Source organism: Gemmata sp. (assembly GCF_051859125.1).
Lineage (GTDB): Bacteria > Planctomycetota > Planctomycetia > Gemmatales > Gemmataceae > Gemmata.
In genome coordinates, this window is record NZ_JBHYGG010000241.1 from 38,398 (window position 1) to 58,807 (window position 20,410).

The 20,410-nt window shown below is 68.0% G+C and carries 21 protein-coding genes; 14 read left to right on the forward strand and 7 right to left on the reverse strand.

Annotated features, from left to right (window positions below; genetic code table 11):
- Positions 1–34: 34 nt before the first annotated feature.
- The gene (locus ACTIGN_RS19675; protein ID WP_439626930.1) at positions 35–1,078 is read left to right on the forward strand and encodes a 3-keto-disaccharide hydrolase; all 1,044 of its coding nucleotides are present in this window, start codon (positions 35–37) and stop codon (positions 1,076–1,078) included.
- A 109-nt stretch (positions 1,079–1,187) separates the two neighbouring features.
- On the opposite strand, the gene ACTIGN_RS19680 is transcribed toward ACTIGN_RS19675, so the two are convergent.
- From ACTIGN_RS19680 to ACTIGN_RS19695, 4 genes are all read right to left on the reverse strand, one after another.
- Positions 1,188–2,957 (reverse strand): Gfo/Idh/MocA family protein, encoded by a 1,770-nt coding sequence (locus ACTIGN_RS19680; RefSeq protein WP_439626932.1) that lies wholly within the window; start codon positions 2,955–2,957, stop codon positions 1,188–1,190.
- A 170-nt stretch (positions 2,958–3,127) separates the two neighbouring features.
- Positions 3,128–4,405 carry a hypothetical protein gene (locus ACTIGN_RS19685; protein ID WP_439626934.1) on the reverse strand — a complete coding sequence of 426 codons (1,278 nt, stop codon included), beginning with the start codon at positions 4,403–4,405 and terminating at the stop codon, positions 3,128–3,130.
- Positions 4,402–5,412, reverse strand: coding sequence for an FAD:protein FMN transferase (locus tag ACTIGN_RS19690; protein WP_439626936.1), 1,011 nt, complete (start codon positions 5,410–5,412; stop codon positions 4,402–4,404). Before ACTIGN_RS19690 ends, ACTIGN_RS19685 begins: the two co-directional genes overlap by 4 nt.
- Before the next feature lie 107 nt (positions 5,413–5,519).
- Positions 5,520–6,719, reverse strand: coding sequence for a DUF4912 domain-containing protein (locus ACTIGN_RS19695; protein WP_439626938.1), 1,200 nt, complete (start codon positions 6,717–6,719; stop codon positions 5,520–5,522).
- 824 nt (positions 6,720–7,543) lie between these two features.
- On the opposite strand from ACTIGN_RS19695, the gene ACTIGN_RS19700 reads away from it, so the two are divergent.
- From ACTIGN_RS19700 to atpC, 13 genes are all read left to right on the forward strand, one after another.
- Positions 7,544–7,768 carry an AtpZ/AtpI family protein gene (locus ACTIGN_RS19700; protein ID WP_439626940.1) on the forward strand — a complete coding sequence of 75 codons (225 nt, stop codon included), beginning with the start codon at positions 7,544–7,546 and terminating at the stop codon, positions 7,766–7,768.
- A complete protein-coding gene (locus tag ACTIGN_RS19705; protein ID WP_439626942.1) occupies positions 7,765–8,157 on the forward strand; it encodes a hypothetical protein in 393 nt (130 codons plus the stop codon). Before ACTIGN_RS19700 ends, ACTIGN_RS19705 begins: the two co-directional genes overlap by 4 nt.
- 4 nt (positions 8,158–8,161) lie before the next feature.
- Complete coding sequence (gene atpB, locus ACTIGN_RS19710) at positions 8,162–9,157, forward strand: F0F1 ATP synthase subunit A (RefSeq protein WP_439626944.1); 996 nt, start codon at positions 8,162–8,164, stop codon at positions 9,155–9,157.
- Positions 9,158–9,306: 149 nt separating this feature from the next.
- Positions 9,307–9,606 (forward strand): ATP synthase F0 subunit C, encoded by a 300-nt coding sequence (atpE, locus tag ACTIGN_RS19715; RefSeq protein WP_439626946.1) that lies wholly within the window; start codon positions 9,307–9,309, stop codon positions 9,604–9,606.
- 73 nt (positions 9,607–9,679) lie between these two features.
- Complete coding sequence (locus ACTIGN_RS19720) at positions 9,680–10,294, forward strand: F0F1 ATP synthase subunit B family protein (RefSeq protein ID WP_439626948.1); 615 nt, start codon at positions 9,680–9,682, stop codon at positions 10,292–10,294.
- Between the two features lie 31 nt (positions 10,295–10,325).
- The gene (atpH, locus tag ACTIGN_RS19725) at positions 10,326–10,943 is read left to right on the forward strand and encodes an ATP synthase F1 subunit delta (protein ID WP_439626950.1); all 618 of its coding nucleotides are present in this window, start codon (positions 10,326–10,328) and stop codon (positions 10,941–10,943) included.
- Positions 10,933–12,657, forward strand: a complete 1,725-nt coding sequence (atpA, locus tag ACTIGN_RS19730; protein ID WP_439626952.1) for a F0F1 ATP synthase subunit alpha — start codon at positions 10,933–10,935, stop codon at positions 12,655–12,657. The genes atpH and atpA overlap by 11 nt, the downstream gene beginning before the upstream one ends.
- Before the next feature lie 88 nt (positions 12,658–12,745).
- A complete protein-coding gene (locus tag ACTIGN_RS19735; RefSeq protein WP_439626954.1) occupies positions 12,746–13,003 on the forward strand; it encodes a hypothetical protein in 258 nt (85 codons plus the stop codon).
- 45 nt (positions 13,004–13,048) lie between these two features.
- Complete coding sequence (atpG, locus tag ACTIGN_RS19740) at positions 13,049–13,948, forward strand: ATP synthase F1 subunit gamma (RefSeq protein ID WP_439626956.1); 900 nt, start codon at positions 13,049–13,051, stop codon at positions 13,946–13,948.
- A gap of 22 nt (positions 13,949–13,970) precedes the next feature.
- Complete coding sequence (locus ACTIGN_RS19745) at positions 13,971–14,525, forward strand: hypothetical protein (protein ID WP_439626958.1); 555 nt, start codon at positions 13,971–13,973, stop codon at positions 14,523–14,525.
- Between the two features lie 55 nt (positions 14,526–14,580).
- Positions 14,581–15,033, forward strand: a complete 453-nt coding sequence (locus ACTIGN_RS19750) for a DUF1569 domain-containing protein (RefSeq protein WP_439626960.1) — start codon at positions 14,581–14,583, stop codon at positions 15,031–15,033.
- 62 nt (positions 15,034–15,095) lie between these two features.
- Positions 15,096–16,544 carry a F0F1 ATP synthase subunit beta gene (atpD, locus tag ACTIGN_RS19755; protein ID WP_439626962.1) on the forward strand — a complete coding sequence of 483 codons (1,449 nt, stop codon included), beginning with the start codon at positions 15,096–15,098 and terminating at the stop codon, positions 16,542–16,544.
- 62 nt (positions 16,545–16,606) lie between these two features.
- Positions 16,607–17,104, forward strand: coding sequence for an ATP synthase F1 subunit epsilon (gene atpC / locus ACTIGN_RS19760; protein WP_439626964.1), 498 nt, complete (start codon positions 16,607–16,609; stop codon positions 17,102–17,104).
- A 281-nt stretch (positions 17,105–17,385) separates the two neighbouring features.
- On the opposite strand, the gene ACTIGN_RS19765 is transcribed toward atpC, so the two are convergent.
- The 3 genes from ACTIGN_RS19765 to ACTIGN_RS19775 all read right to left on the reverse strand — a co-directional run.
- Positions 17,386–17,598, reverse strand: coding sequence for a hypothetical protein (locus tag ACTIGN_RS19765; protein ID WP_439626966.1), 213 nt, complete (start codon positions 17,596–17,598; stop codon positions 17,386–17,388).
- A 366-nt stretch (positions 17,599–17,964) separates the two neighbouring features.
- Positions 17,965–19,296 carry a DUF1501 domain-containing protein gene (locus ACTIGN_RS19770; protein WP_439626968.1) on the reverse strand — a complete coding sequence of 444 codons (1,332 nt, stop codon included), beginning with the start codon at positions 19,294–19,296 and terminating at the stop codon, positions 17,965–17,967.
- A 220-nt stretch (positions 19,297–19,516) separates the two neighbouring features.
- Positions 19,517–20,410: hybrid sensor histidine kinase/response regulator (locus ACTIGN_RS19775; protein WP_439626970.1), on the reverse strand; the 894-nt coding region annotated here is incomplete at its 5' end.

The window sequence follows — 20,410 nt, forward strand, 5'->3', positions numbered from 1 at the left end:
ACTACACTGATCCCACCCTTCCGGAGACCACCCGATGCGACTCGCGACCGCTGCCGCCTGCGTGATCCTGCTGTTCGCGGCGTCTGCCCGTGCCGACGACAAGCCGAAGCAGAACACCCTGACGCCGAAGGAGATCGCCGACGGCTGGCTCCTGTTGTTCGATGGCGAGACGACGTTCGGGTGGACGATCGAAGGGGAGGTAACGGTTAAGGACGGGTGGCTGGTGTTGGGCGGCACCAAGGCGACGACCGCAACGTGCAACACGGCCCTACCCGCGGAGTTCGTCGCGCTCGAAATCAAGCACGCGAGCGACGTGCCCGACGATAAGCAAGCGCGGCTCTCTCTCAATTCGAAATCTGAGAACGCTCCGCTCAAAGGCAAATCGGCTCTCAGTGCGTTCGCGGACGGTGCTTTGACCCGGCCGAAAGTAACGGTGCCGGCCGGGACCGTGGTCCAACTTCGACACATCAGAATCAGCCACGCCGCAGCAAGCACCAAGCTGTTCGACGGCAAGACCATCGACGGGTGGAAGGTGAACGGGGCCGACCCGAAGCGGATGGCGTCGAAGTTCGAGGTGACCAAGGACGGCGAGCTGTCGGTCAAGAACGGTCCCGGCGACCTCGTTACCGAGAAGGAGTTCGACAACTTCGTCCTGCAATTCGAGTGCAAGACGCTCGGCGAGGGGCTCAACAGCGGGTTCTTCTTCCGGTGCATCCCGGGGCAGTACCAGAACGGGTACGAGACGCAGGTGCAGAACAGCTACCTCGACAACGACCGCACCAAGCCGAAGGACTTCGGCACCGGCGCGATCTACCGCCGGGTCGCGTCTCGCAAGGTGGTGAGCAACGACAAGGAGTGGTTCACGATGACGGTGGTCGCCGACGGGAAGCACATCGCGACGTGGGTGAACGGCTACCAGACCGTGGACTGGACCGACGACCGCAAGGAGAGCGAGAACCCGCGGCAGGGCTACCGTGCGGCGAAGGGGCCGATCTCGATCCAGGGCCACGACCCGACGACGGATTTGCTATTCCGCAACATCCGCATCGCGCCGCTTGGGACAGAAAAGAAGGATTAACCACAGAGGCACAGAGACACAGAGAAGACAAGAAGAGGCGAGTACTGTTCAAAGAACTCTGCTCTCTTGTCTTCTCTGTGTCTCTGTGCCTCTGTGGTTGGTCTCGTCTTTACGCCTTCTTCGAGGCGTGCTTGGTCTCGGGCACCTCGGGGGACTCGGTCTTGAACCAGTCCTCCTCGAACACGATCCGCTCCTTCTTCGCCATCGCCATGTTGCCGGTCAGCGCGAGGATCGCGTCGGCCATCGCCACCTCGCCGTGGCACCGGGGGATGATGTCGGCGTGCTTCAGGTGCCCGTCCTTGTCCTTCTCGTAGCTCACCGGCTGCTTCAGCTCCTGCCACCGCCGCAGGCAGTACGCGAAGTGCTCCATCTCGGTCCGGTAGCCGCGGACGGCGCTGTCCCACGCCCCCGCGCCGGGGGCCTTGCTGATCGCGGCCCCGCCGCCACCGCCCCAGGTGCTCGTCGACACCAGCGCCGGGCCATCCTTGCCGCCGGTGCCAACGGTCACCTTCGTGTCGCGGCCGCCGCTGTCCTTCTTGCCCGGCTCCGGCTCCTTGTACAGGTACACCTCGGCCTCCTTCGACAGGATCATGGTGCCGCGGCTGCCCATGACGCACTCGCCGTAGTCCTCGAAGCTGTTCGTGTTGAACGACGAGTACGTCACGATCACGATGTCGTTCTCGTTCGTCCCCTTCTTCGCGCCCTTGGGGTGCGTCGGGCCGGGGAACTCGTAGGTCACGAACACGCCGTCGTCGCTCTCGCGGTCGTTGCGGCCCGGTCCGTAGAAGAACTTCCCGCCGATGCCGCTGACCGCGAGCGGGTGGACGTGGCCGAGGATGATCGACGAGGCGTCGAGCTGGTGGCTGCCGAGTTCGGCCATCAAGCCGCCGCCGGTCTTGTCGTAGAGCCGCCACCGCACGAGTTCCTTCACGTCCTTGAACCCGTACTGGTCCACATCGCCGAACGCGAGCTGCTGGAGCCTCTCGGGCGACAGCGCGTCGGCGTCCTGCTTGAGGATCGGCTTGCACCACCCGTCGCGGAAGTACGGCAGGTCGAACCCCGGGGCGAACTTGGCCTTCTCGGCCTCGGTCGCGGAGAACAGGAACGAGTTGTTCCGCGGCCACTGTGCCCGGATGTGCTTGATGTCGCCGAGCACCCCGGCGTTGATGACCTCCAGCGCCTGGGCGTAGAGGGTGCTGTAGTGCCGCTGGTGCCCGACGGAGAGGAGCAGCCCCTTCTCCTTGGCGTACTGCGTCATGCCCTTGCACTTGCCAATGGTCCGGGCCATCAGCTTCTCGCACAGGACGTGCAGCCCGGCGTCCATGCACTTCTTGGCGATCACGTCGTGCGTGTTGAGCGGGGTCGCGATGACGACCGCTTCGAGGCCGAGCTTGCTCTTGTCGGCCAGGAGCTTCTCGACGTCGTCGTACCTGGCGATCTTCGCGGCCGTGTCCTTGCCGTAGATCTTGTTGAGCCCCTTCCGCGGGCCGGCCGGCTCGCCGTCGAAGATGCGGTCGAGGTTCGACGGGCGGACGTCGCACACCGCGACGAACTCGTTGAACTCGGGGTTGTGGTCGCCGATGAGGACGCCGCCCTCGTCGCCGGTGCCGATCAGCGCCGTGCGGACCGCCTTGTTCCCCTTCCACGACTGGTAGCCGTAGTACACCGCGGCCGACACCGGCACCACGGCCCCGGCCGCGAGGCCGACCTTGAGGAAGTCGCGGCGGTCGGGCGGGGGCGCGGGCTTGTCGCCCTCGCGGACGGGCGTGCCGCCGACGGCCATCGTGTTCATCTTGCCGGCGCGGGCGAGGTCGCCGGCGGCCTGCTCGAAGTTGGCCTTGCCGGTGGCCTTCTGTTCGGGGGTCAGGTCGAGAGCCATGAAACCACTCCGGGAGGGTGAGTCTTTATTGTGGTGCGGTGTGCGGGTGTTTGGGAAGCGGAAATCGGGTTCGGGCGAGCGCTGCCGGTTGTGTCTATTCTGGTGGGGCAGGCATTCGTGCCTGCCTCGTGAGGCGCCGGGAGGCAGGCACGAATGCCTGCCCGACCACGTCACACCTTCGCCGGTGCGGTCGCGACGGTCGGCTCCGTCGTCTCGCGGCCGCAGCACACGCGGTACAGCAGCGCGTCGAGGCCGAGCCAGCGGCCGGTCGGCAGGCACGCGAGCGCGAGCAGCGCGAGGCACTCGATGATGTTCTTGTTGATGAACACCGGGTTGCCCTCGGTGTTCGGCGGCAGCGGGTACCACGGGAACGCCGGGTGCGCCAGGTACGTCATCACCAGGAACCCCGCCCCCATGACGCAGAAGAACCGCGTGAGGAGCCCGCCCATCAGGCACGCCCCGGTGACCACCAGGAACCACATCGTGAACGTGTCGAGCGTCTGGCCGACCGACTTGGCGGGTGCGGCCTCGGGCGCGACGTTGTCGCCGATCGACTTCTGGAGTTCGAGGACGAACGCCTCGGCGTCCTTGGCCAGCTCGGTCTCGCCGGCGACGTAGTCCATGCGGACCTCGGAGCCGCGCTTCGACTCCATCCCGTACCCGTTGCCGAGCCCCGCCGCGGTGCGGTTCTGCACGTCGGTCACCTGCGACCGCAGCCAGTCGATGTGCTCGAGCCGCTGCGGGGCGGTGAGGGCCACGGCCCCGGTGATGACCTTGATCTTGGTCTCGCGGCCGTCCACGCCGTACACCCACCGGGCGTACGCGGCCTTCGCCTCGACGATCCGCTTCGCCGCGATCGCCTTCGCCTCGGCGTCCTTCTTCTGGGCCGCGGCACGGGCCTCGTCGGCGTTGGCCTTGATCTTCGCCCGGTCCTCGTCGGTCTTCGCGGCCTCCAGCGCCTTTTTCTCGGCGCTCTCGGCGGCCTCGCGGTCCTTCGCGGCCTCGGCCTTCACGGCCACCTCGGCCTTCTCGGCGAAGGCGGGGCCGTCGAACTCCGCCGCGACCGCGGCCGGGCACGCGGCGGCCTGATCGGCGTCGCTCAGCTTGGCGAACGCCTCGGGCTTGATGCTCTGCGGGGCCCTCACCTTCGCGTCGATCACCGCGGCCGGGTCGCCGAAGTTCTTCCGCATCTTCTCGCCGATCGGGCCGGGGGCGACCTTGAAGTACGGCTCGCTCGTGAACGGCCGGTTCGTCTCGGTCGGCCCGGTGTGCGTCGAGTGGATCTTGTGGAACCCCTCGAACATGAAGTGCCAGCCGATGGCGAGCCGCAGCGCCAGGAGGAAGAACACCTTGCACGACCACTTCTGCTGGGCGGTCGCAACGATCAGGGCCAGGAGCGTGCCCGCGAGCCCCGCGTAGAGGACGCCGAGCGGGATGGGAGAGTTCATGTGGGTCGGTCCGCGGTTGCGGGGGTGAACGAGTCCGGACGGAAGTTGAACGTTGCCGGGGCGGCGCTCGCGTCGGGCAGCACCACCGCGGCGAGGTTGGGCTTCAGCCGCAGCAACCGCTCGGTCCCGGCGACGCCGAGGACGAACGCGGCCGTGGACATCGCGTCGGCCTCGGCCGCCGTGGGCGCCACGACCGAGGCGCTTTGCACGCCGCGGGCCGGCCAGCCGAGCCGCGGGTCGAGTAGGTGCCCGAGCTTCTGGCCTTTATATTCGAAGAACTGGAACGTGGCCGCTGACGTTCCGAGTCCCTGATTCCGCAAGTATACGGTGCCCAGACCCGCCCGAGTGTCCGTCGGGTGCCGCAGCCGCACCGGCCAGCCCCGCGGGTCGCCGGGTGGGTGCCCGATCGCGTACACGCTGCTGCCGCCGCCGTGGAGCAGGGCGGACTTCACACCCGACTCGCGGAGCAGCGAAGCGGCCCGGTCGAGCGCGTACCCCTTGCCCACTGCGCCGAGGTTCAGCTCCAGCCCCGGCACGCGGAACTTCACGGTGCGGGCGTCCGGGTTCAGGACGACGTGCCGGAACCCGGTGCGGCGCATCGCGGCGATCCGCTCCGGCGGCGTCGGCACGCGGCCCCCACGCCCGAAGAACCCCCACGCCTTGGTGATCGCCCCGGTCGCAACGTCGAACGCGCCGTCGGTCTCGTGCGTCCAGCCGGCGCACCGCTCGAACAGGTCGAACAACTGCTCCTCGACTTCGACCGGAGCGTCGGCCGCGGAAGCGTTGAGCCGCGCCACCTCGGAGGAGTCGCGGTACACGGTCATCTGGTCTTCGAGGTCGTCGATGAGGTCGAGGGCGGCGGCCGCGGCAGCGACGGGCTCGGGGTGGGCACCGACGGGGACCGCGACCTCGAACGTCGTGGCCATCGCCCGGCGGCTGACGCGAACCAGGACGAACTCGCCGGGCGGGGTTTCGGGCTCGTCAAGGGGGAAGAGGAGATCGAGCATGGTGGGAAAATTCGAAATTCGAAGCACGAAATCCGAAAGGACAACCCGAAACGGGGGTCTTCCTTTCGGATTTCGTGCTTCGAATTTCGTGCTCCCCGCGAAGCGGGTTACACGTCGTTCATGTGGTCGTGGATCATCGGGTCGAGGTACTTCGTGTTGCGCTCGACGGCGAGCACAATGGTCCGCTCCTCGACGCCGTCGGACGAGGTGGCGACGGCGGGGATGATCTGCCGGCTGTCCGGGAGGCTGAACCACATCGCGAACGTGCCGTCCGGCTTGAGCGACACGGGGTCGTTGCCGAGGGTCAGGTGGGCGGTCGGGTCGGTGCGGCCGTAGACGACGAGGCGGGCATCAATGTCGAAGAAGAACTTCTTCATGCTGCCCGGCGGGGTCGCGCCGCTGCCGAACCCGGTCTCCTTCGGCGCGCCGAGGGACCGCTTGAGCCGCTCCTCGAAGTACTCGCGCAGCTCGGGGTTCCCGGCCGACTCGAACCCCGACGAGCGGGCCAGCGTGCGCTCGGCCTGCTTGGCGTCGCCGAGGTTCCAGGCCGGGTCGAGCGCCTCCGAGCTGCCGGCCTTCGGCGGCGTGGCGACGTTCGACTTCGCGAGCGGGAAGAAGTCGCCGCGGCGGGACACGTACCCGATGTCGGCCCGGTACTGGCGCGGCGGCTGCGACACGTTGATGTACCACGTGTTGCAGTCGCCCTCGATCACGATGTCGCGGATCGGGGTCTCCGACGTGCTCGTCGTGTCGTGGCTGGTCACGTCGGACAGGCGGATGATGAGCTTCGCCCCGTACCAGTCCTGCTTGAGCGCGGCCTCGGCCCGCTGCACGGACTGCGCGGTCAGCTCCCAGATGACGTGGAGCCAGTGCGGGTCGGGGACGGCGATGAAGATGCGGTCCTTGCTCGGGCCCCCGACGGGGAGCGCCTTGGCGACGGGCTTGGCGGACCCGTTCTTGCCGGCCTCGGGCTTGGTCGCGGCCGACTTCGCGGCCGCGGGCTTCGCGGCTCCGTTGGTGGGGCCGACGTGCCCGGCGATCCGCGAGGCGGTCGGGGCCGCCGCGGGCTTCGGGGCGGGCCGCGTCACCTTGGCGGCCGACTTCGCGGCCGGCTTGGGGAGCGGGACCGCCGCCGGCTTCGCGACCGGCTTGGTGGTGGCCCGGGCGGCGGGCTTGGCGGGCTTGATGGTCGGGGTCGGCCGCGACGGCTTGGCCGCGGGCTTGGAAGCACCAGGACGGGAAAGAGCCTTCACCAACTCCCCCTTGTTCATCGACTCCCAGCCGCGGATGCCGCGCCGACTGGCCAACTTGGCAAGTTCGGTTTTGGGCCGATCGTTTAGCACGCCAGCGTTACTCATCGGGAAGCCACTCCCTCGCGTCGGTGACGCACACGGGACGGTGACGGACACGGTGCGTCCGTGCGGAAACTGTGGCCTTCCTGGCGGTTCCGGAATCCGTCCACGCAAGGGGAGTGAGCCTCCGCCCCGGCGGACATTCCGGCCATTATATTGCATGCACCAACATTCGGCCGGCCCAAGGTGTCAAAACACCCGGTGGAGCGGTGCGGTCGAGAGACCCCCCGCGTTCTTGCAGTGGGTGTGGGGCAGGGCCGCGGAACGACTCACTCAGCATCCGACGTAACTGACAACCCCGTCGATACCTCCATACTAATTTTTTCGGCCGCGGTGTGTCAACGCGATTTGGCAGTTCGCGGGGAGTTGGCCGCACCCGAAGGCGGTACGACCTGAATTGGCGGTGCCAAAGATTCCCGTCCTGTCGCCGCCGTCAGAGCGTTGCCGAGCCGCATTCTCGCGATTCGCTGAAGCCGCCCTCCCTGCACTCGGTCTGTGCAGCGGGGCTCCATTTCAGTCCGATCAACGGCCGCGGGCGCGGCGGATCGTGTCCCGCGTCGAAAATTCATCGCGTCGGTGGAGATTGCGTTAGTCTATACCTCATTAGGTCTTGCGACGCGTGTTGTAACCTTGTGATTTTTTTCACGAGATGCCCGTTGACTTCGCCTGTTGACCAAGCACAATACGCCTTCGTTCCGCCACACTAGGATCGCCCTTGCTCACGGACCCAGACAATGTCCGCGGGGCCGCCAGCCAATGAGCCGAACCGCGGCCCGAACATGCCACTCGGCTTCCTGATGGCAGGTTCCGAGATGGCGACGTTCTCGGTCATCGGCCTGATCCTCGATTACTACCTCGGAACGATGCCGGGGTTCACGATCGGTCTGACGCTGCTGGGGTTGGTTGCGTCTTTCTTCCACCTGACGCAGATGGCAAAGGTGATGGCGAGAAAGCGGCCGAAGCCGGGCGGCGGGGCGACGGGCGGGACCGGGGGCGGGGCGTGACGCGGCGGCTCGCGATCATGTTGTGTGTCCCCGTGTTACTCGCGGTCGCGGTCGCCGCACCACTGGCACAGTGGCGCGGCCCACAGCACGGGAAGTTCGCGGCCGCGGCGGTCGCCCTGACGGTGCCCGTCGGCATGGTGACGCTGCGGTTAGCGTTCCGGTCGGGGCGGGTTCTGGTCTATGGGCCGGTTCTGGCGATGGCGGCCGGGATGTTCCTGCGGGTCGCGGTGGGGTTCGGCGGGGCGGTGTTGTTGCTGGTCGCGGGCGGCGGTGCGTTCCGCGGCGAACCGCTGGTGTTCATGGGCTGGGTGCTCGGACTGTACCTGACGACGCTGACCGTGGAGTTGGCGCTCATCGGTACCGAGATGATGGCAAAAGCGAGAAGGTAAAGCGATGCCGAGACTTCGTCCGACCCTCGTTTTGCTCGCCGCCCTCGGTGCCGTTGTGGCCGCGGGTGCCGCCAGCGCTGCCGCACCGGCGCACGCCGAACCGGCCCCCGCGCCGCACGCCAAGCACGCCGACGAGAAGCACGAGAAGGCGAAGATCGACCCGTTCGCGCACGTCGTCGATTCGAACCACATCGAGATCCTGCCGACGGCCGGGGCGGTCATCGAGGACCTCGAGTACGAGGGGTTCCCGCTCAAGTTCATCATCCTGATTACGGTGAGCGCGCTGGTCGTGGCGGCCGCGATGATCTACCTGTCGGAGATGATGCGGGACGGCGACCCGCCCACGGGCAAGCTGTGGAACCTGTTGGAGAGCCTGCTGTTCTTCATCCGCGACAAGATCGTGCGGCCGGGCGTCGGCGAGCACGACGCGAACGCCTACCTGCCGTACCTCGCGACCCTGTTCCTGTTCATCTTCGCGATGAACCTGATCGGCATGGTGCCGTTCCTCGGGTCGCCCACGGCGGCGATCCCGGTGACCGCCGCGCTGGCACTGGTGAGCTTCCTGGTGATCCACGTGTCGGGCGTCGCGTCGAACGGGTTCGGCGGGTACCTGAAGACGTTCATCCCGCACATCGAGCTCGAGGGCGGGCTGCCGATGAAGCTGATGGGGTTCGCCATCATGTTCGGCATGGCGATCCTCGAGTACGCCACGGCGTTCATCCGCGTCGGCGTGTTGGCCGTGCGGTTGTTCGCCAATATGCTGGCCGGGCACACCGTTCTGTTCATGATCCTGTTCTTCATCGCGCTCGTGAGCGACCCGGCCTACCAGGTCCCGTTCGCGAAGGAGAACCCGTGGGTCTTCTGGGGCGTGATGCCGTTCAGCGTGGCGCTGGTGACCGCCCTGAGCCTGCTGGAGCTGTTCATCGCGGGCCTCCAGGCGTTCATCTTCACGTTCCTGACCGCGGTGTTCATCGGCCTCGCCAAGCACCCGCCGCACTGATTGAAATGCGGAGTGCGGAATCAGAGACAACAGAGCGAAGTGTTGACGGCGGTGGATTGGGTTGGGGCAGCGTGCCCGCGACCCGAACTCCGCACTGCGAATTCCGAATTGCCCTGACGAACTAAACCTGACTTTGGAGGGTTCCGACGATGCGCCTCGCCAACTTCCTGCTTGTTGCCCTGCTCGGGGTTCTCGCCACCGCGACGCCGCTGTTCGCCGCCGAGGGTTCGGGGCCGTACGTCGGCATCGGGGCCGGGATCGGGATGGGCCTGGCGATCATTGGGATCGGCGTCGGGATCGGCATCGTCGGCTACGCCGCGCTGGGCGGCATCGCCCGCCAGCCGGAGCAGGCCGGGGCCATCCAGGGCGCGATGTTCATCCTCGCCGGCCTGATCGAAGGGGCCGGGATCATCGCCCTCGTGCTGTGCCTGGCCCTCGTCTTCCTGTGATCGCGGCTCGCGCCCGCCCGTCGCGACGGGCGGGCGTGTGGGTTCTCGCCTCCGACGCCGACGGAACTCCCCCATGCGAATCTCGACCTCACACCTGTTCTTCGCGCTGGCGGCCCTGGTCGTGCTCGGCCTCGCCGACCCCGTGCTCGCGGCGGCCGGCCACGGCGAAGAGAAGAGCGGCCTCGACTTCACCGGCATCAAGCGGTGGGACCTGGGCGTCTACACCCTCGTGGTGTTCGGCCTCCTGCTGGCCATCCTCTACGTGTTCGCGTGGCCCGGCATCAAGCAGGGGCTCGAGAAGCGCGAGGCGACGATCCTCGGCGAGCGCGAGCAGGCCAAGCGGGACCGGGCCGAGGCTCTGGAAGCGCTCGTGAAGGCGAAGGCCGACCTCGACGCCGCCGCCCTCAAGGCCAAGGAAGTGCTCGACGAGGCCCGCCGCGACGCCGACGCGCTCCGCACCACCGAGCGCGAGGCCGGCGTGAAGGACGCGGCCGACGAGCGGGCTCGCGCCCGCCGCGAGATCGAGGCCGCCCGGGACGCCGCCCTCAAGGAGATCTACGGGCAGGCCGTCGCGCTCGCCGCGCTGATCTCCGAGAAGGCCCTCCAGCGGAACATCACGGCGGAGGACCACCGCCGCCTGCTCGACGAGTCGATCGCCGAGTTGAAGGGCGTCACGAGCAAGGCCTGACGACCGGGTTAGCCGGGGAACCGAGACAACAATGGCCAACGCACCGCACGCGCGCGAAACCGTCCTGGAAGCCGGGTCGATCAAGTCCCGGCTGGCCAAGGTGTACGCCGAGGCGCTGATCGCCGCCGCCGCCGCCCAGCCCGACGGCCCCGCGGTCGTCGACGCCCTCGGGGTCGAACTGGGCGACTTCGTGGCCGGCGTGCTGGGCGAGAGCCCGAGCGTCGCCGCGTTCCTCGCCAGCCCCGCGGTCGGGAAGCGGGCCAAGGCCGCCGCGCTCCAGGCAGCCCTGCCGGGCAACGCCTCGGACCTGTTCCGCGGGCTGGTGACCGTGCTCACCACCAACGGCCGGCTCGACCTCCTCGGCGGGGTCGCCGCCGCGTACCGCCAGTTGCTCGACGACCGGGCCGGCCGGGTCCGGGTGAAGGTCACGGCGGCCAGCGAACTGACGGCCGCGCAGCGCGAGAAGCTGACCGCAACGCTCGCCGCCGCGCTCAAGCAGCAGCCCGTCCTGGCGGTCCGGGTGGACCCGGCCCTGATCGGCGGGATGGTCGTCCAGATCGGCGACCGGGTCATCGACTCGTCGGTGCGCTCGCGACTCAACAACCTCCGAACTCTCTTGCTCGACAAGGGCAGCAGCTATGTCCTCTAAATTCAATGCCGGCGAAATCATCAGCGTGCTGACCAAGCAGATCACCGACTACGACCGCAAGGTCGAGTCGCGTGAGGTGGGTCAGGTGCTCGAGGTCGGCGACGGGATCGCCCGGTGCTACGGCCTGTCGCAGGTCATGGCCGGCGAACTCGTGGACTTCCCGGGCGCCGACGTCAAGGGGCTGGCGTTCAACCTCGAAGAGGCGTCCGTCTCCGTCATCATCCTCGGCGACTACCTGAAGGTCCGCGAGGGGATGGAGGTCCGCACCACGGGCCAGCTGCTGTCGGTGCCGGTCGGCCCCGGCCTCATCGGCCGCGTCGTGGACCCGCTCGGCAACCCGCTCGACGGCAAGGGGCCGATCGTCTCCGACAAGCGCCGGCCGCTCGAGAGCCCGGCCGCCGGCATCGTGCAGCGGCAGCCGGTGAAGCAGCCGCTCCAGACCGGGATCAAGGCCATCGACGCCATGACCCCGATCGGCCGCGGCCAGCGGGAACTCATCATCGGCGACCGGAAGACCGGCAAGACGGCGATCGCGATCGACACGATCATCAACCAGAAGGAAGAAGACGTCATCTGCGTGTACGTGGCGTGCGGGCAGATGGAGTCGAAGGTCGCCGGCGTGGTCGAGTTGCTGCGGAAGGCCGGCGCGATGGAGTACACCATCGTCGTCGTCGCCTCGGCCGCCGACTCGGCCCCGCTCCAGTACATCGCCCCGTACGCGGGCACGGCGATGGCCGAGTACTTCATGTACGAGCAGGGCCGCGACACCCTGTGCGTGTACGACGACCTGTCGAAGCAGGCCGCCGCGTACCGCCAGCTCTCGCTCCTCGTCCGCCGGCCCCCGGGCCGCGAGGCGTACCCCGGCGACGTGTTCTACTGCCACAGCCGCCTGCTCGAGCGGAGCGCCAAGCTGGCCGAGCACTGGGTCATCCTCGACGGCCACACCGACGCGACCGGGGCCGACGCCCACTGGGGCATCAACAAGAAGGCGAAGCCGGGCGAGCGCCGCGGCCCGGGCGACGCGGGCATGGTCTACGTCGGCCCGGCCGAACTCGGCGGCAGGGCCCAGGCCGAGCACGACCTGAAGCACTTCCCCGGCGGGAAGATCGCCAAGGTCGCCGGCACCGGCGGCTCGCTGACCGCCCTGCCGATCATCGAGACCCTGGAGGGCGAGGTCTCGGCGTACATCCCGACGAACGTGATCTCCATCACCGACGGGCAGATCTACCTCCAGCCCGACCTGAAGAACGCGGGCATCCTGCCGGCCGTGGACGTCGGCATCTCGGTGTCCCGCGTCGGCGGCAACGCCCAGATCGGCGCGATGAAGGACAAGCGGGTCGCCGGCGGCCTGAAGCTGACGCTCGCCCAGTTCCGCGAACTCGAAGCGTTCGCCCAGCTCGGCACCGACCTCGACCCCGCCACGCAGCGGCAGCTCGACCGCGGCCAGCGGATGGTCGAGATCCTGAAGCAGGGCCAATACCGCCCGCTCAACGTCATCGACCAGATCATGATCATCTTCGCCGGCAACTCGGGCGCACTCGACAAGGTCGAGCGGCCGAAGGTGAAGGCGTGGGAGGACCAGTTCCTCAAGTTCATGAAGGAGCAGCGGACCGAGGTGCGGGCGCTGCTGGCGAAGGAGAAGAAGATCACCGACGACGTGGCGGCCAAGCTCAACGCCGCCATCGCCGACTTCCAACCGCAGTTCAAGGCGTGACCGCGGTACAAGGTTCCGAGTTCAAGGTTCGCGTTCCGCCCGCCGGTGCCACAGCGCCCGGCGGGGTTAACCCCGGAAGAAAGGAGGCATGGCGGAATTCGTCTGGCTCGACTGGAACCTTGCGAAACTGGACCTGCACGGACTTGGGGCAGAAGAAGTTGAATTCGCGTGGCACGCCCGCACCGACGTGGATCGGTGGATAGAACCCGAACCCGGCGTCGAGAGCTACGGGCGCCTCCCGAACGGGCGGTGGGTCAAGATCATCTGGCGGTACAACGGCCGGGGCGACGAAGACCTGATCTTCGTGATTACTGCGTTTCGAACTCCCCGCGGGCCGAGCGGGTGACGGTCGAACGTGAAACCTTAAACTCGAAACTCGAAACGTACCCCGATGGCTAACCTCCGCATCCTGCTGAAGCGCCGCAAGGCGGTCCGGAACATCCGGAAGATCACGCGGACGATGGAACTCATCGCCACCGCGCGGTTCGCCAAGGCGCTCGCCCGCGCGCAGGAGGCGGACGCCTACACGCGGAAGATCGCCGAGTTGGCCGCCGACCTGAGCAAGAACGCCGGCGAGGTGTCGCACCCGCTGCTCGTCACCCGGCCGGTGAAGAAGTCGCTGCTCCTCGTCGTCACCGCCAACCGCGGGCTGTGCGGCGGGTACAACGGCAGCATCATCCGCGAGGGGATGCACGTCGTCCGCCAGCACCGCGACGCGGCCACGCCGTTCGACCTCGAAGTCGCCGGCAAGCGGGGCATCGCGTTCTTCAAGTTCCAGGGCGTCCCGCGGACCGCCGAGTACCTGAACTTCAACGAGAAGCCGACGTTCGCCGAGGTGGACGTGCTGGCGAACCGGTACATCGACCTGTTCGTCTCGGGCCAGATCGACGAGGTGAAGGTCGCGTACATGAGGTTCATCAACCCCGCCCGGCAGCAGGCCGTCGTAGAGACGCTCCTGCCGCTGTCGTCGGTGTCGGTCGAGACGAAGGCCAGCGCGAAGGGCGGGGCCGCCCCCGGCCCCGACGCGGGCCGCGTGGACTACGAGTTCCTCCCGGACGCCTCGGGCATCCTGGAGGAACTGGTGCCGGCGGCGCTGAAGGTGCGGTTGTTCAAGATGTTCCTCGACGCCGCCGTGAGCGAGCAGATCGCCCGCCGCGTCGCGATGAAGGCCGCCACCGAGAACGCCGGCGACCTCATCAAGGAGATCACCCGCGTCTACAACCGGAACCGCCAGGCGAACATCACCAAGGAAATCAGCGAGCTGATCGCCGGCTCCGAGGCTCTCAAGTGAGAACCCCACCGGGAGATCGCCAATGCCTGAGGGACTGCTGAAGGCGGCTATAACCGCGCTTTCGACTTTGATTGTCTTGGCACTTGCTGTGATGTTGGGAAGGCTAGTCGGTGGAGGGGTGACGAAAGAGCAAGACAGGATTGTGATGCGATACGGCGACTTCGTTCGAGGTTTGGGCGCAATCGGTACACTGATTACCATTGCGTCGCTCATCGGCTACGTGGTTGACCTGTTTACGCAATGGTTGGGGCCGCAGAAAGGGAATGTTAACGTGTTGTTGCTCGGGGCGTGTATAGCTGGCTTCTTTACAGTGCCGCTGCTATTTGAAATTCAGCGACGCGAGATTGTTTTGACTGAAGAGGGAATCATCCACCGTGGGTTCTTTGGAACTGACCCTTTGATCCGATGGGATGACATCACGAAGATCGAAAATATGCCCATAGCGAGCACGTTTTTTGTCAACACCGCTCGCAAAAGGCTTGGTGTGAACTATTACATGGCTGGTTTGAAGCTGTTCGAGGCCGAGTGCAAGAAGTGGCTTCAGCCTGGAGTATATGGCGATGCGTTTGGAAGGTAACCGAGTCTTGTCGTGAGTCGGTCGCATGCGCCCTGCTCAACGAATTGATCGCCGCATGTTGTCGTTCGCCTCGCTCGACGAAGTGGTCGCGGACGCCGAGAACCTGCTGGCACGCGGCTACGACCGGGCCGGGAACTGGGATCTCGCCCAGGTCGCGGGGCACCTGGCGAACTGGCTGAGCTACCCGGTCGAAGGGTTCCCGAAGGTTCCGCTTTTACTACAGCCGGTCGTGTGGCTGGTGCGGACGACGGCGGGGAAGCGGATGCGGGACGGCGTCCTCGCCAACGGGTTCGTCCCCGGCACCCGGACGGTGCCCGAGACGGTCCCGGCCGCGGGCGGGGACCCGGCCGCCGCGGTCGCGAGACTGCGGCAGGCGGCCGAGCGGTTGAAGGCGCACACGGGGCCGATCGTGCCCTCGCCGCTGTTCGGCCCGATGGACAAGGACACGGCGGTGCGGTTGCAGTTGCGTCACTGCGAGCACCACCTGGGCTTTCTGACTGCAAAGTAGGGCCGGGTCACCGGCCACGCTATACGATCGGCCGGCACCGCCGGCCCTACGAGAGGGCACACATGGTTTCCGTCGCGAAGAAGGCCGGCACGATCGTCCAGATCATCGGGTCCACGTTCGACGTGGAGTTCGAAGAGGGCCAACTGCCCGAGATCTACAACGCCCTCAAGATCGAGGCCAAGAGCGAGGGCGGGGTCGAGATCAACCTGGTCGGCGAGGTCCAGCAGCACCTCGGCGGCAGCCGCGTCAGGTGCGTCGCGCTGGGCAGCACCGACGGCCTCGTCCGCGGGATGGTGGCGACCGACACGGGCGCGCCGGTCTCGGTGCCGGTCGGCCTCGCGACCCTGGGCCGGGTGTTCAACGTGCTCGGCGAGGCGATCGACGGCCGCGGCCCGGTCGGCAACACCGAGGTCCGCGGCATCCACCGCGAGCCGCCGAAGTTCGACCAACTGTCGCCGAAGTCCGAGGTGCTCGTCACGGGCATCAAGGTGCTCGACCTGCTCACCCCGCTCGTCCGCGGCGGCAAGGCCGGGCTGTTCGGCGGGGCCGGCCTCGGCAAGACGGTGATCCTCCAGGAACTCATCACCCGTATCGCGAAGGTCTATAAGGGGTACTCGGTGTTCGCCGGGGTCGGCGAGCGGACCCGCGAGGGGAACGACCTCTGGCTCGAAATGCAGGAGACCAAGACCAGCGCCGCGGCCGACGCCAAGAGCGTGCTGGAATCGACGGCGATGGTGTTCGGCCAGATGAACGAGCCCCCGGGCGCCCGCCTCCGCGTCGCGCTCTCCGCCCTGACGATGGCCGAGTGGTTCCGCGACGTGAGCAAGACCGAGACGCTGCTGTTCGTCGACAACATCTTCCGGTTCTCGCAGGCCGGCTCCGAGGTGTCCGCGCTGCTGGGCCGCATGCCGAGCGCCGTCGGTTACCAGCCGACGCTTGCCACGGAAATGGGCGAACTTCAGGAACGCATCACGACGACCAGCGACGGGGCCATCACCTCGGTGCAGGCCGTGTACGTGCCGGCCGACGACCCCACCGACCCGGCCCCGGCCAACACGTTCCAGCACCTCGACGCCTTCATCTACCTGGAGCGGTCGATCTCGGAAAAGGGCATCTACCCGGCCATCGACCCGCTCGCGTCGAACAGCCGTCTGCTCGACCCGCAGTTCGTCGGCGAGCGGCACTTCGCCGTGGCCGACCGCGTGAAGCGCATTCTGCAGCGGTACCGCGACCTGCAGGACATCATCGCCATCCTCGGCGTCGACGAGTTGTCGGAAGACGACAAGAAGGTCGTGGCCCGCGCCCGCCGCATCGAGCGGTTCCTGTCGCAGCCGTTCTTCGTCGCCGAGCCGTTCACCGGCAAGAGCGGCGAGTTCACGAAGCTCGAGGACACGATCACGAGCTTCGAGGAGCTGTGCGACGGCAAGTGGGACCACCTGCCGGAAGGAGCGTTCATGTACGTCGGCGGGATCGAGCAGGCCGCCGCGGCCGCCGAGAAGATGAAGGCGTGACGCCGCCCGTGGCACCACCGGGGGACCCACGTCCCCCGCTCGCCTGAAACCCACACACCCACATGGCCATGCCGAACCCCGAGCCGACCGTTCAGTCCGCCGTCGAACACGCGATGATGCCGAGCTTCGCGACCCAGGCGCAGGACGACCGCCTGCGGGGCAAGCTGCGGTGCGTGGTGGTGACGCCCGAGAAGGCGATCATCGACACGATCGTGGACTTCATCGTGCTGCCGATGTTCGACGGCGAACTCGGCGTGCTGCCGGGCCGCGCCCCGCTCATCGGCCGCCTCGGGGCCGGCGAGTTGCGCCTCAAGACCGGCACCGCGGCCGAGCGGTACTTCGTCGAGGAGGGGTTCGTCCAGATCCGGGCGAACGTGGTGACGGTGCTGACGGCGAACGCCCGCAAGGCGACCGAGGTGACCGCCGACATCGCGACGAAGGCCGCGGCCGACGCCGAGGCGCTGCCGTTCGGCAACGCCGTCGAGCGTGCCAACAAGGCGAAGGCCCGCGACCGCGCCCAGGGGATGAAGAAGGTCGTCGCGCACAACACGCCGGTCTGACCCACGTCTGAACCGATCGAGCCACGGGGAGGTCCCCGTGGCTTTTTGTTTTGTGCGGCGTCAGCGAGTGGTGTTTGTAGCCGCGGATTGCGGCGACCGAGGGTAGCCATTGGAGTAGCGAGCACGACGACTGGAACCCCTGGTCCCCGGCGCATCGCGGATCGTAGCCCCGGAGGGCGACACGCGCCCTGGCATGGCCCTGGACCAGGGGTTTGCTCGCACAGCGAGCCGCACCCCTGGCTACCATCGGTCGCCGCATCCGCGGCTGCAACGGTAAGCGGTCACGCCATCCCAAGCACCAAATCGACAACCCAGCACCCGCGGACGTGCGGCGCGGATGCGTCGCGGCAGTGGGTCAGCACGTCCTCGTTGTCGCACCCCGCGTCCTGGAGCGCGTCGGCGAGGATCGGCATGCGGTCGAACGCGCGCTCCGCGTAGATGCCGCGGGCGAGCGCCAGCACATCGGACGTGAGCCACGCGGGATCGACTGTCACGGGGCGAAACGGATTGCCGAAGATGTCGCGAATAACTCGACGAGCCGTCGTCTCCAAGATGAAAGGCTCGTAGGCACCACCTTCACCTGTAATTAGTGCCTCCGCCCACTCGAAGGGCCGTTCTGGCCAAGAACCTCCGACCGTATTCCTTCCCCAAAGCCTGCGGAGGCTCGTTAATGAGGCTTGACCGTCCGCGTATTGCTCGATGACAAGTTGGCGAAGCAGACTCTTCCCAGCCACCCGGTCATCACCACGGAATATGGCGACAGCGAGGAGCAGCAACCGGCGGTTGCTCCCGTTGCCGCGCAACACAGCGAGCATTCCGGCGGGATCCGCGGTTGTCAGCCACTCTTCCTCGGTCATCGCTCACCCCAGAATCGCCTTCACGGGTTCGCCGCGGCAGATGGGTAGCGGGCGGCCCTGCGCGTCGCGGATCTCGGTGTCGCGGGGGATGCCCAGGCAGTGGTAGATCGTCGCGTGCAGATCTTGCGGCGTGACGCGGCCGTCCCTGGGATACGCCGCCAGCTTGTCGCTCGCGCCGTAGACCGCACCGCCTTTTACTCCGCAGCCCGCCAGCGCCACCGAGAACACCGGACCCCAGTGGTCGCGGCCGCCGGCCGGGTTGATCTTCGGCGTGCGACCGAACTCCGCGCACCACACCACGAGTGTGTCGTCGAGCATCCCGCGGTCGGCGAGGTCTTCGAGCAGGGCGGTGTACGCCGTGTCGAGGATCGGCATCAGCGCACGCACGCCCTCGGTGTTCTTCGCGTGCGTGTCCCAGTGGCCGTTGTTCGGCGCGTTCGGCACCCGCGTCCAGTTCACGCGGATCAGCGGAACCCCGGCCTCCACCAACCGCCGGGCGAGCAGGCACGACTGGCCGAACCGCGAGCGGCCGTAGCGGTCGCGGGTGCGGACGTTCTCGGAGTCGAGGTCGAACGCCTTGCGGGCCTGCTGCGACGCGATCAACTCGAAGGCCTTCGCCCCGATGCCGCGCTCGTCGGCGCTCGCCGGCATTCGGTCGATGCCGCCCAACAACTGACGGCGGCCGTCGAACCGCGGTTCGCTCACGTCGGCCGGCAGCGTCAGCCCGGGAACGTCGAACCGCCCCTTCTCGGGCTCGCACGCCAGCAGCCACGGGTCGGCGGAGCGGCCGAGGAACCCCGCGTCCTGCCCCGGCCAGAGCAGGTTGCCGTCGTTCGCGGATTGTTCCGGGAGTGTGACAGCGGCCGGCAGCCTGCACTGCGGTTGCAGTACCCGCCGCACCACGCCGCCGAGGCTCGGCCAGTCGTTCGGCGCGCCGGGCTTGGCGTTCTCGACGCCGACCGGCGCGTGCGGGTAGCCGGTCGTCATGTAGTAGCCGCTGGACGAGTGCGAGCTGTCGTTGGTCGAAACCGCCCGGAGCACCGCGATCTTCTCGGTGTGCCGACTGGTCTTCACCATCGTCTCGCCGAGGAGCAGGCCGGGCGTCGCGCTGCGGATCACGCCCAGATCGCCGCGGGCCTCGACGGGCGAGTCCGGCTTCGGGTCCCACGTCTCCTGTTGCGGCGGCGCGCCGAGGAGGAAGAGCACGATGCACGCCTTCGGCCGACGCTGCGGGGCCGCCTCGCGGGCGGCGAGCAGTCGCGGGAGCGTGAGGCCGAACGCGCCGAGTGCGAGCGCGTCGCGCCGGGACGGACCGGGGCAGGGGGCGGGCGGCATCGTCGGACCCTCGCGTGGGTGGGAAAGGTGCGAGGAGGGAGGGCAGGTCCGTTTAGTATGCGCGAGGCGGAGGGCATCAGGAAGTGGAAATCGGCCGCGGGTGAGTCTCTGGATGTGGGCGCACCCTGAGCGCCAGCAAGGGGGCGGGCCTTACCCCCTCGCTGGCGCTCAGGGTGCGCCCCGGCACCTGCCCAAATCCCAGTCACGCCCGCGGCCGCGGTCACGCCGACTGGAGCTTCGCCATCAATTTCTCGGGGTCGGCCGGCTTGACGAGGTGGTCGTTGAACCCCGCCGCACGGGCGTTCGCCACGTCCTCCTCCCGGCCGTACCCGGTGACCGCGACGAGCCGCACCGCCGCGGTCCGCGGGTCGCCCCGCAGGTGCCGGGCGACGGCGAACCCGTCCATTCCCGGCAGGCCGATGTCGCACACGATCGCGTCGGGGAGCCACGCCGTGGCCTCGCGGACGCCGTCGGTTCCGGTGAACGCCACCCGCACCTCGTACCCGGTCGCCTCCAGGAGCATCTGGAGGCTCTCGGCCGAGTCGCGGTTGTCCTCGATCACGAGGACGCGGTGCCGGTGGGCGGCCCCGGGGTGCGGCGGGCCGGCCGCCGCGGGGGCCGCCAGTTCCTGTTCGAGCGGGAGAGTGACAACCATCTCGGTTCCCTTTCCGGTCCCTGCACTGTGGGCCGCGACCGACCCCCTGTGGAGCCCCACCAGCCCGCGGACGATCGCGAGCCCGAGGCCCAGGCCGCCCCCGCTCCGGTCCAGCGTCTTATCGGCCTGCGCGAACACCTCGAAGATCGTCGGGAGCACGTCGGGCTCGATCCCGATCCCGGTGTCCCGGACGGCCAGCCGCGCCCGGCCCCCCTCGACCCCGACGCACGCCGCCACCTGGCCGCCCGGGGTCGTGAACTTCAGCGCGTTGGTGAAGACGTTGTCGACGACCTGCGCGAGCCGGGTCGCGTCGCCGGTCACCCACACCGGCGCGGCCGGCGCGGCGACCGAGAGCCCGACCCGGGCCGCGTCGAACCGGCCCTGGTGGTCGGCGGCGGTCTCGCGGACCAGCCGCCCCAGGTCCAGCCGCTCCAGCTTGAGCACCACCTTCCCCTGGGT